Raw genomic sequence first — 10,252 nt, 5'->3', positions numbered from 1 at the left:
TGGTGGGTGATACATGGATCGAACATGTGACCCCTGCCGTGTGAAGGCAGTGCTCTACCGCTGAGCTAATCACCCGTCGCACATCCCGTCAAAGGATGGCGATGGCTGTCAACAGGCTTGGTGGGTGATACATGGATCGAACATGTGACCCCTGCCGTGTGAAGGCAGTGCTCTACCGCTGAGCTAATCACCCGTGTCGCTGCGACAGCCTTCGATTATGGCACAGCTTTTCAGCCCTGCTGAACGGATCGCCAAATTGTTTTGCCGCCACTGGCCTTGTCGATCTGTGTCAGCACTTCTTCGTGCGATGCAGTTTCCTGCTCGCTGGCCTGCAGCACGGGCAGTTTGAAGCTGCGCAGATCGATCTGGACGAAGCTGGCGCCACCGGCACTGTCCTGCGCATCATCGATGATCAGCAGCGCATCCTGGCCTCGGGTGAGGTTGATGTACACATCCGCCAGCAATTCGGCATCCAGCAAGGCGCCATGCAGCGTGCGGCCTGAATTGTCCACGCCCAAACGGTCGCACAGCGCATCGAGCGAATTGCGCTTGCCGGGATAGAGCTCCTTGGCCATGGCCAGGGTGTCGGTGATGCTGTCCACAAAGCTGCGGAACGCGGGGCGCCCCACCAGCTCCAGCTCCTTGTTCAGGAAGCCCACGTCAAATGCCGCGTTGTGGATGATGATCTCGGCGCCCTGCAGGTAGTCCAGCAGCTCGTCGGCCACGGCCGCAAACTTGGGCTTGTCCTTCAAGAATTCGTTGCTGATGCCGTGCACGCGCAGCGCATCCTCGTGGCTGTCGCGCTCGGGGTTCAGGTAGAAATGCTTGTTGTTGCCCGTGAGCTTGCGCGCCACCAGCTCCACGCAACCGATTTCGATGATGCGGTCGCCCCCTTCGGCGGACAGACCGGTGGTTTCCGTGTCCAGAACAATCTGCCGTGACATCAGGCCTCCCTTGGCGCAACCGCCGTGCGGTGCACAGTATTCATGCCGCGCGGGGCTGAAGCACCGTGCATATCAGTGGTTTTCCTTGGCGTGGTTGATGGAATATTTGGGTATCTCCACCACCAGGTCTTTCTGCGCAATGATGGCCTGGCACGACAGGCGCGACTGGGGCTCCAGCCCCCAGGCACGGTCGAGCAGGTCCTCTTCTTCTTCTTCGGCCTCGTTGAGCGATTCCATGCCCGCGCGCACGATGACGTGGCAGGTGGTGCAGGCACAGCTCATGTCGCAGGCATGCTCGATGTTGATGTGGTTCTCCAGCAGCGCTTCGCAGATGGATGTGCCCGCGGGCGCGGTGATTTCGGCGCCGGAGGGGCAATATTCAGGATGGGGCAGTATCTTGATGACAGGCATGGATGGTCTTCTTGTTCGCGGGGTGCGCTCGGTGGGTTCAGAAAGCCTGCACGTTCTTGCCCGCCAGGGCCTGGCGAATGCCGCGGTTCATGCGCTGCGCGGCAAAGGCCTCGGTGCCCTTGGCCAGGGCCTGGGTCGCCGCCTCGATGACGGCGGCATCGTCGGACTCGCGTTGCTGGCCCAGGGCGGTCATCAAGGCCTCGATGTCGGCCCGCTCGGGCGCTGACAACACGTCGCCATCGGCGTCCAGGGCACTCTGGGTGGCCAGCAGCATGCGGTCGGCGTCCACGCGCGCCTCCACCACGGCGCGTGCGCGCATGTCCTGTGCGGCCGTGGCAAAGCCGTCCTGCAGCATGCGGGCGATCTGGTCGTCCGACAGGCCATAGGAGGGCTTCACGTCGATGCGGGCCTCGACCCCACTGCCCTGCTCCCGGGCATTCACGCTCAGCAGACCATCGGCATCGACCGTGAAAGTGACCCGGATGCGGGCTGCGCCGGCCGCCATCGCAGGTATGCCGCGCAGCTCGAAACGGGCCAGACTGCGGCAGTCCTGCACCAGGTCGCGCTCGCCCTGCACCACATGGATGGCCAATGCGGTCTGGCCATCCTTGTAGGTGGTGAAGTCCTGCGCCTTGGCGGTGGGAATGGTCTCGTTGCGGGCCACGATGCGCTCCACCAGTCCGCCCATGGTCTCGATGCCCAGCGACAGGGGAATCACGTCGAGCAGCAACAGATCGCCCGCCGTGTTGTTGCCCGCCAACTGGTTGGCCTGAATGGCGGCGCCCAGCGCGACCACCTCGTCCGGGTTGAGATTGGTCAGGGGTTCCTTGCCAAAAAATTCGGCCACCGCGCGTTGCACCTGGGGCATGCGGGTGGATCCACCCACCATGACCACACCCTGCACGTCGTCGCGCGCCAGCTTCGCATCGCGCAAGACGCGGCGCACCGCGACCATGGAGCGCGCGGTCAACTCGGCGGTAGCAGCTTCAAAATCGGATTGCTTGACATCAAAATGTACTCTACCACCCGCCAAATCTGCAGTAAACGCTACCATTTCAGTAGCAGTCAAGGCTTCCTTGCAGGCCCGGGCCGCCATGCGGATCGCCGCCTTGTCGGCGGGCGTATCGGCGGACAGCCCTTGTTGTTCCAGCACCCAGCGGGCCAGCGCCGCGTCGTAATCGTCGCCGCCCAGCGCGGAATCACCGCCCGTGGCGATCACTTCGAAAACGCCTTGCGTCAACCGCAGCACCGAGATGTCGAAAGTGCCGCCGCCCAGGTCGTAAACCGCGTAGACGCCTTCGCTGGCATTGTCCAGGCCATAGGCAATGGCCGCAGCGGTTGGTTCGTTGATCAGGCGCAGCAAATGGATGCCGGCCAGCTTGGCAGCATCTTTGGTGGCCTGACGCTGGGCGTCATCAAAATAGGCCGGCACCGTGATCACTGCACCGTACAGGTCGTCGTTGAAGGTGTCTTCGGCGCGGTAACGCAGCGTGGCCAGTATCTCGGCACTGATTTCCACCGGCGATTTCACGCCCCCCGCCGTCAGCAGCCCCACCATACCGCCAGCGCTGGCGTCGGGGCTCTGGACGAACTCGTAGGGCAACTGCTCTGCGTCCGCCACATCCTTCAGACCACGGCCCATGAAGCGCTTGGCCGAGGCGATGGTATTGCGGGCATCGCCGGACTGCGCCGCTATCGCGTCGTAGCCAATCTGCCGCCCGCCCTGCTCCAGGTAGCGCACCACCGATGGCAGCAGCACGCGCCCCTCACCGTCGGGCAGGCACTCGGCCACGCCATTGCGCACCGCCGCCACCAGGGAATGCGTGGTGCCCAAATCAATGCCGACCGCGATGCGCCGCTGGTGCGGATCGGGGGACTGCCCGGGTTCGGAAATCTGCAAAAGCGCCATGGAATTCGTGTGTTCTACGTGATGAGGCTCTGCCGTGCGCAAAGCGCCTCGAAAAAGGGGTGGTGCCGCTATTGTCCCAGTTGATCCCGGCGCCGCTCGATGTCGTCGCCAAATCGCGCAATGAACATGAGGGCTCTGACCTGCCGCGCAGCAGCGGCGTAGTCCTTTTGCTCGTCGATCAGTTGGCCGCAAAGTGCCAACGCCTGGTTTTGGGCCTGCTGCACGCCGTCGTCCAGTGCGTCCAGTTCAGCGGCCGACTGTGCATCATCGAGCGATTCACGCCACTCCATCTGCTGCATCAGAAAGCTTGCGGGCATGGCGGTGTTGTCTTCGGCCTGGATCGGCGCTCCGTGCAGTTCGCACAGATAGGCGGCACGGCGCATCGGGTCTTTCAGGCGTTGGTAGGCCTCGTTGATGCGCACCGACCACTGCATGGCCACCCGCTGGGCTGCGGCGCCCTGTGCCGCAAATTTGTCGGGATGGACCTCGCGCTGCAGTTCTTTCCAGCGCGCATCCAGTGCCGCCCGATCCTGGGCAAAGCGTTGCGGTACACCAAACAGTTCAAAGTCGTCGGATTGCAGATTCATGCCCATACCAGGTCACACCAGATCAACAAAAAACCGCCAGCACGCAGCGCGATGGCGGTTGGACGGCAACGCGGCAGAAAGCCTCAAACGCGGAAGCTCTCTCCACAGCCGCAGCGGTCCCGTTCGTTGGGATTGTTGAACTTAAAGCCTTCATTCAGGCCTTCGCGCACAAAATCCAGCTCGGTGCCATCGATGTAGGCCAGGCTCTTGGGGTCGATCAGCACCTTGACACCATGGTTTTCGAACACGATGTCTTCCGGTTCGGAGTCGTCCACATATTCGAGCTTATAGGCCAGTCCAGAGCACCCCGTGGTCTTGACCCCGAGGCGCACGCCCAGCCCCTTGCCCCGGCGTGCCAGGTAACGGGAGACATGCCGGGCAGCAGCTTCTGTCAGCGTAATGGCCATGGTCAGGCTGCGGCCACCGCGCTGTGGTGCTTGGCCTTGTAGTCGTTCACGGCCGCCTTGATGGCGTCTTCGGCGAGGATGGAGCAGTGAATCTTGACGGGCGGCAGTGCCAGCTCTTCGGCGATCTCGCTGTTTTTCAGGGCCGCCGCTTCGTCCAGCGTCTTGCCCTTGACCCATTCGGTCACCAGCGACGACGAGGCAATGGCAGAGCCGCAGCCATAGGTCTTGAAACGGGCATCTTCAATGACGCCGGTTTGGGGGTTCACCTTGATCTGCAGCTTCATCACGTCGCCGCAGGCGGGAGCGCCCACCATGCCGGTGCCCACGGAATCGTCACCCTTGTCGAACGAACCCACGTTACGGGGGTTTTCGTAATGGTCAACCACTTTGTCGGAGTAAGCCATGATGTGTACCTCTTCAATTCTTCAGAAATCTTCGGGAATTCAGTGCGCGGCCCACTGGATGGTGCTGATATCGATGCCGTCCTGGTACATCTCCCACAGCGGGCTGAGTTCGCGCAGACGGGCCACGTTTTCACGAATGGTGCCAATGGCGTAGTCGATCTCTTCTTCGGTGGTGAAACGGCCAATGGTCATGCGCAGGCTGCTGTGCGCCAGTTCGTCACTGCGGCCCAGGGCGCGCAGGACATAGCTGGGCTCCAGGCTGGCCGAAGTGCAGGCGGAGCCCGATGAAACGGCCAGACCCTTGATCCCCATGATCAGCGATTCGCCTTCGACGAAATTGAAGCTCATGTTCAGGTTCTGCGGCACCCGACGCTCCAGGCTGCCATTGATGAACACCTGCTCGATATCCTTCAACCCATTGAGCAGGCGCTGCTGCAATGCGCGGGCCTTGGCATTGCTTTCGGCCATTTCTTCCTTGGCGATGCGAAAAGCCTCGCCCATGCCCACGATCTGGTGCGTGGGCAGCGTGCCCGAGCGCATGCCACGCTCATGGCCACCACCGTGCATCTGCGCTTCCAGACGCACACGGGGTTTGCGGCGCACAAACAAGGCACCCACCCCCTTGGGGCCGTAAGTCTTGTGGGCCGTCATGCTCATCAGGTCGATCGGCAGCACACCCATGTCGATCTCAACCCGGCCTGTGGCCTGCGCGGCATCCACATGCAGCAGGATGCCTTTCTCGCGGCACAGGGCGCCAATGGCCGGGATGTCCTGGATCACACCGATTTCGTTGTTCACGAACAGGATGCTGATCAAGAGGGTGTCGGGGCGGATGGCCGCCTTCAGGGTGTCCATGTTGACCAGGCCATCCTCCTGAACATCCAGGTAGGTCACCTCGAACCCCTGGCGCTCCAGTTCGCGCATGGTGTCCAGCACGGCCTTGTGCTCGGTCTTGAGGGTGATGAGGTGTTTGCCCTTGCCCTGGTAGAAATGGGCGGCACCTTTCAAGGCGAGGTTGATGGACTCGGTGGCACCGCTGGTCCAGACGATCTCGCGCGGGTCGGCACCGATCAGGTCGGCCACTTGCACGCGTGCTTTTTCCACGGCCTCTTCGGCCTCCCAGCCCCAGGCGTGGCTGCGGGAAGCGGGGTTGCCGAAATGCTCGCGCAGCCACGGAATCATGGCATCCACAACGCGTGGATCCACCGGCGTGGTGGCGCCGTAATCGAGATAGATGGGGAAATGCGGGGTCATGTCCATGGCTGGCTCAGTAAAAATTTCTGGCTGGCAAACTCAAAAAAACAAGGTTCGAAAACGCGTTCAGGGCGATGCCGACCCCAGGGCCGAACCGGGCGCCCCAGGTATCAGGATTTGGCGAAGACGTTGCCCAGCGCGAACACCGAATTGGGCGCATTCACGCGGATGGGTTTGACCACGGGAGTCGTGGAGATCGCGCGCCGCGCAACGGGCTTGTCCTCGATCTGCACGCCCTTGGCCAGTTGCTCGTCCACCAGTTTCTGCAACGTGACGGAGTCGAGGAACTCGACCATGCGCTGGTTGAGCGAAGCCCACAACTCATGCGTCATGCAGCGACCCGCCTCGCCCAGGCAATTTTCCTTGCCACCACACTGCGTGGCATCAATGGGTTCATCCACCGAAACAATGATGTCTGCCACCGTGATGTCGGCTGCCTTGCGGGCCAGGGTGTAGCCACCACCGGGTCCCCGGGTGGACTCCACGAGCTCGTGGCGGCGCAGCTTGCCAAAGAGCTGTTCCAGGTAGGACAGCGAAATTTGTTGCCTTTGGCTGATGGCCGCCAGCGTGACAGGGCCATTGTTCTGGCGCAAAGCCAGGTCAATCATGGCGGTGACCGCAAAACGGCCTTTGGTTGTGAGACGCATCGCAAGCTCCTTGTCTACGCTTGTTCGTTATAAAACTGCGGGCCCTGCAAATGCGCAGCGCCTGCACCGTCTCCGCCCCTTGCCCTGTCCAGTTGCCTGGCACAGAGTCCTTCATCGTTGGGCTCTTTTCTTGAGAATTTTGTAAGAGTATACCATAAATCCCAATCAATTTTGTCGGGTTAAAAAACCAACAAGTCACAATTTCATCGATCAAGTTCCATTGCCCTCAGAACACGCGCGTTCAGAGTGCCACTGAATCGCTGCCGTGCGCTCCAAAAGCCTGGTCCTTGAGCCGTGTCAACTGGTCGCGCACACGTGCCGCCTGCTCGAACTCCAGGTTGCGCGCATGTTCCAGCATGAGCTTCTCCAGGCGCTTGATCTCGCGCGCCACATCCTTCTCGGACATGTCCTCCACTTGGGCTCGCTGCATGGCTTCCTGCTCCAGCCGCTCGGCATCCTTGCCGGCCTTCTCGCTGTAAACCCCGTCAATCAGGTCTTTTACCCGCTTGACAATGCTGCGTGGCGTGATTCCGTGGGCCTTGTTGTGTGCGATCTGCTTGATGCGCCGACGTTCCGTCTCGCCCATGGCTTTTTTCATCGAGTCGGTAATCCGGTCGGCATACAGGATGGCCTTGCCGTTCAGATTGCGCGCCGCGCGGCCGATGGTCTGGATCAGGCTGCGCTCGGCGCGCAGAAAGCCCTCTTTGTCGGCGTCAAGAATCGCCACGAGGGACACCTCGGGAATGTCCAGCCCTTCGCGCAGCAGGTTGATGCCGACCAGTACGTCGAACGCCCCCAGGCGCAGATCGCGGATGATTTCGACGCGCTCCACGGTGTCCACGTCGCTGTGCAGGTAACGCACCTTCACGCCGTTGTCCGTGAGGTAATCGGTCAGCTGCTCGGCCATGCGCTTGGTGAGCGTGGTAATGAGTACACGTTCATGCTTTTCAACGCGAATGCGTATTTCCTGCAGCACATCATCCACCTGGTGGGTCGCGGGGCGCACTTCCACCACCGGGTCCACCAGGCCGGTGGGACGTACCACCTGGTCCACGATCTGGCCTGAATGGGTCTTTTCATAGTCGGCCGGCGTGGCCGAAACAAAGATCACCTGCCGCATGCGCTGTTCGAACTCCTCGAACTTGAGCGGGCGGTTGTCCAGCGCGGATGGCAGGCGAAACCCATATTCCACCAGCGTGGTCTTGCGCGAGCGGTCGCCGCTGTACATCGCGTTGAGCTGGCCGATCATCTGGTGGCTCTCGTCCAGGAACATGATGGCGTTCTTGGGCATGTAGTCGGTCAGCGTGCTCGGCGGGTCGCCCGGTGCGGCGCCCGACAGGTGGCGGGTGTAGTTCTCGATACCCTTGCAGTGCCCCACTTCGCTGAGCATCTCCAGATCAAAGCGCGTGCGCTGCTCCAGCCGCTGCGCCTCCACCAGCTTGCCATCGGCCAGCAACTGCTGCAGGCGCTCGGCCAGCTCCAGCTTGATGGTCTCCACCGCCGCCAGCACCTTGTCGCGCGGGGTCACGTAGTGGCTGCTGGGGTACACGGTGAAGCGCGGAATCTTCTGCTTGACGCGTCCCGTGAGCGGATCGAACAGCTGCAGGCTCTCGATTTCGTCGTCAAACAGCTCGATGCGCATCGCCAGCTCGGAATGCTCGGCCGGGAACACGTCGATGGTGTCGCCGCGCACGCGGAACTTGCCGCGCGAAAAATCGGCCTCGTTGCGCTGGTATTGCATGCGGATCAGCTGGGCGATCACGTCGCGCTGGCCCAGCTTGTCGCCCGTGCGCAGTGTCATCACCATGCGGTGGTAGCTCTCGGGCTCGCCAATGCCGTAAATGGCCGACACGGTGGCCACGATGACCACGTCCTTGCGCTCCATCAGGCTCTTGGTACAGCTCAATCGCATCTGCTCGATGTGCTCGTTGATGGCGCTGTCCTTCTCGATGAACAGGTCGCGCTGCGGTACATAGGCCTCGGGTTGGTAGTAGTCGTAATAACTCACGAAATACTCGACCGCGTTCTTGGGGAAGAACTCGCGGAACTCGCTGTACAGCTGCGCCGCCAGCGTCTTGTTGGGTGCGAACACGATCGCCGGGCGGCCCATGCGGGCGATCACATTGGCCATGGTGAAGGTCTTGCCCGAGCCCGTCACACCCAGCAGCGTCTGGAAGGTCTCCCCGTCATTCAGCCCCTCCACCAGCTTGCTGATGGCCTCGGGCTGGTCGCCCGCCGGTGGGTACGGCTGGAACAGCTCAAAGGGGGAATTGGGAAAATGGACGAACTCGCCGTCCTGCTTTTCAGTGATGGCTTCGGTGATATCCGGCATGGGGGCGGTCAACGGGTGATGTGGGCAGGCCGTTAAAATCGGCGGAACCAGGCACAGTACACCACGCCCGGATTCTTCGCTACTGACAACCTTTCAAGGATTTTCATGTCTCTGTTCACCGCCGTCGAAATGGCCCCCCGCGACCCTATCCTGGGCCTCAACGAGCAATTCAACGCCGACACCAACCCCAACAAGGTCAATCTGGGCGTCGGCGTTTATTTCGACGACAACGGCAAGCTGCCCCTGCTGCAATGTGTGCAGGCCGCAGAAAAGACCATGATGTCCACCCCCACCGCCCGTGGCTACCTGCCCATCGACGGCATCGTGGCCTATGACAACGCCGTCAAGAGCCTGGTGTTCGGCGCCGACAGCGAACCCGTCCAATCCGGCCGCGTGGCCACCGTGCAGGCCATCGGCGGCACCGGCGGCCTCAAGATCGGTGCCGACTTCCTGAAGAAGGTCAGCCCCAACGCCAAGGTGCTGATCTCCGACCCCAGCTGGGAAAACCACCGTGCGCTGTTCACCAACGCCGGTTTTGAAGTCGGCACCTACGCCTACTACGACGCCGAAAAGCGCGGCGTGAACTTCGAAGGTTTTTTGGCCAGCCTGAACGCTGCCGCTGCCGGCACCATCGTGGTGCTGCACGCCTGCTGCCACAATCCGACCGGCTATGACATCACGCCCGCGCAGTGGGACCAGGTCATTGCCGTGGTCAAGGCCAAGGGCCTCACGCCCTTCCTCGACATGGCGTACCAGGGCTTCGGCTACGGCATCGCCGAAGACGGCGCGGTGATCGGCAAGTTTGTGGCCGCGGGCCTGAACTTCTTTGTCTCCACCTCTTTCAGCAAGAGCTTCAGCCTGTATGGCGAGCGCGTGGGCGGCCTGTCGGTACTGTGCACTGACAAGGAAGAAGCCGGCCGCGTGCTGAGCCAGCTCAAGATCGTGATCCGCACCAACTACTCCAACCCACCCATTCACGGTGGCGCGGTGGTGGCTGCGGTGCTGAACAACCCCGAGCTGCGCGCCCTGTGGGAAAAAGAACTGGGTGAAATGCGCGTGCGCATCAAGGCCATGCGCCAGAAGCTGGTCGATGGCCTCAAGGCCGCCGGCGTGAAGCAGGACATGTCCTTCATCACCACCCAGATCGGCATGTTCAGCTACTCGGGCCTGACCAAGGACCAGATGGTGCGCCTGCGCAGCGAGTTTGGCGTGTACGGCACCGACACCGGCCGCATGTGCGTGGCTGCGCTCAACAGCAAGAACATCGACTACGTCTGCCAGGCAATTGCCAAGGTGATCTGAGCCTCCCAGCAGCCACACAAAAACCGCCCTCGGGCGGTTTTTTCATGGGAGAAAA

The 10,252-nt window shown here is 61.8% G+C and carries 10 protein-coding genes and 2 tRNA genes; 1 reads left to right on the top strand and 11 read right to left on the bottom strand.

Annotated features, from left to right (window positions below):
- The 11 genes from AC1Q5S_RS14890 to uvrB all read right to left on the bottom strand — a co-directional run bounded on the left by AC1Q5S_RS14890 (position 1) and on the right by uvrB (position 8,895).
- Positions 1–75, bottom strand: a tRNA-Val gene (locus AC1Q5S_RS14890).
- Between the two features lie 43 nt (positions 76–118).
- A tRNA-Val gene (locus tag AC1Q5S_RS14885) sits at positions 119–193 on the bottom strand.
- Between the two features lie 37 nt (positions 194–230).
- A complete protein-coding gene (gene dnaQ / locus AC1Q5S_RS14880; protein WP_303833476.1) occupies positions 231–944 on the bottom strand; it encodes a DNA polymerase III subunit epsilon in 714 nt (237 codons plus the stop codon).
- A 72-nt stretch (positions 945–1,016) separates the two neighbouring features.
- On the bottom strand, positions 1,017–1,355 hold the full coding sequence (gene fdx, locus AC1Q5S_RS14875; protein ID WP_026435062.1) for an ISC system 2Fe-2S type ferredoxin: 339 nt from the start codon (positions 1,353–1,355) through the stop codon (positions 1,017–1,019).
- A gap of 37 nt (positions 1,356–1,392) precedes the next feature.
- Complete coding sequence (gene hscA / locus AC1Q5S_RS14870) at positions 1,393–3,264, bottom strand: Fe-S protein assembly chaperone HscA (protein WP_303833475.1); 1,872 nt, start codon at positions 3,262–3,264, stop codon at positions 1,393–1,395.
- 68 nt (positions 3,265–3,332) lie between these two features.
- Complete coding sequence (hscB, locus tag AC1Q5S_RS14865; RefSeq protein ID WP_303833474.1) at positions 3,333–3,851, bottom strand: Fe-S protein assembly co-chaperone HscB; 519 nt, start codon at positions 3,849–3,851, stop codon at positions 3,333–3,335.
- 83 nt (positions 3,852–3,934) lie between these two features.
- On the bottom strand, positions 3,935–4,258 hold the full coding sequence (gene iscA, locus AC1Q5S_RS14860; protein WP_026435065.1) for an iron-sulfur cluster assembly protein IscA: 324 nt from the start codon (positions 4,256–4,258) through the stop codon (positions 3,935–3,937).
- Between the two features lie 2 nt (positions 4,259–4,260).
- Positions 4,261–4,662, bottom strand: a complete 402-nt coding sequence (iscU, locus tag AC1Q5S_RS14855) for a Fe-S cluster assembly scaffold IscU (protein WP_303833473.1) — start codon at positions 4,660–4,662, stop codon at positions 4,261–4,263.
- A 39-nt stretch (positions 4,663–4,701) separates the two neighbouring features.
- Complete coding sequence (locus AC1Q5S_RS14850; RefSeq protein WP_303833472.1) at positions 4,702–5,922, bottom strand: IscS subfamily cysteine desulfurase; 1,221 nt, start codon at positions 5,920–5,922, stop codon at positions 4,702–4,704.
- Between the two features lie 104 nt (positions 5,923–6,026).
- Positions 6,027–6,563, bottom strand: a complete 537-nt coding sequence (iscR, locus tag AC1Q5S_RS14845) for a Fe-S cluster assembly transcriptional regulator IscR (RefSeq protein ID WP_005794107.1) — start codon at positions 6,561–6,563, stop codon at positions 6,027–6,029.
- 241 nt (positions 6,564–6,804) lie between these two features.
- Positions 6,805–8,895: an excinuclease ABC subunit UvrB gene (uvrB, locus tag AC1Q5S_RS14840; RefSeq protein ID WP_303833471.1), complete on the bottom strand. Its 2,091-nt coding sequence runs from the start codon at positions 8,893–8,895 to the stop codon at positions 6,805–6,807.
- A gap of 105 nt (positions 8,896–9,000) precedes the next feature.
- Between uvrB and AC1Q5S_RS14835 the strand changes: the two genes are divergently transcribed.
- Positions 9,001–10,197, top strand: coding sequence for an amino acid aminotransferase (locus tag AC1Q5S_RS14835; RefSeq protein ID WP_422205045.1), 1,197 nt, complete (start codon positions 9,001–9,003; stop codon positions 10,195–10,197).
- Positions 10,198–10,252 lie beyond the last annotated feature (55 nt).

The sequence above is a fragment of the Acidovorax sp. GW835-FHT14B10 genome (genome assembly GCF_058793725.1).
The sequence above is the reverse complement of the archived record's forward strand: the minus strand, read 5'-3'. Positions and strand labels throughout refer to the sequence as shown.

What these genes read in the sequence shown, in the direction of transcription:
- iscR (WP_005794107.1), bottom strand. Translation starts at nt 6,563, where the DNA reads ATGCGTCTCACAACCAAAGGCCGTTTTGCGGTCACCGCCATGATTGAC.
- hscB (WP_303833474.1), bottom strand. Translation starts at nt 3,851, where the DNA reads ATGAATCTGCAATCCGACGACTTTGAACTGTTTGGTGTACCGCAACGC.
- AC1Q5S_RS14850 (WP_303833472.1), bottom strand. Translation starts at nt 5,922, where the DNA reads ATGGACATGACCCCGCATTTCCCCATCTATCTCGATTACGGCGCCACC.
- uvrB (WP_303833471.1), bottom strand. Translation starts at nt 8,895, where the DNA reads ATGCCGGATATCACCGAAGCCATCACTGAAAAGCAGGACGGCGAGTTC.
- iscA (WP_026435065.1), bottom strand. Translation starts at nt 4,258, where the DNA reads ATGGCCATTACGCTGACAGAAGCTGCTGCCCGGCATGTCTCCCGTTAC.
- iscU (WP_303833473.1), bottom strand. Translation starts at nt 4,662, where the DNA reads ATGGCTTACTCCGACAAAGTGGTTGACCATTACGAAAACCCCCGTAAC.
- hscA (WP_303833475.1), bottom strand. Translation starts at nt 3,264, where the DNA reads ATGGCGCTTTTGCAGATTTCCGAACCCGGGCAGTCCCCCGATCCGCAC.
- fdx (WP_026435062.1), bottom strand. Translation starts at nt 1,355, where the DNA reads ATGCCTGTCATCAAGATACTGCCCCATCCTGAATATTGCCCCTCCGGC.
- AC1Q5S_RS14835 (WP_422205045.1), top strand. Translation starts at nt 9,001, where the DNA reads ATGTCTCTGTTCACCGCCGTCGAAATGGCCCCCCGCGACCCTATCCTG.
- dnaQ (WP_303833476.1), bottom strand. Translation starts at nt 944, where the DNA reads ATGTCACGGCAGATTGTTCTGGACACGGAAACCACCGGTCTGTCCGCC.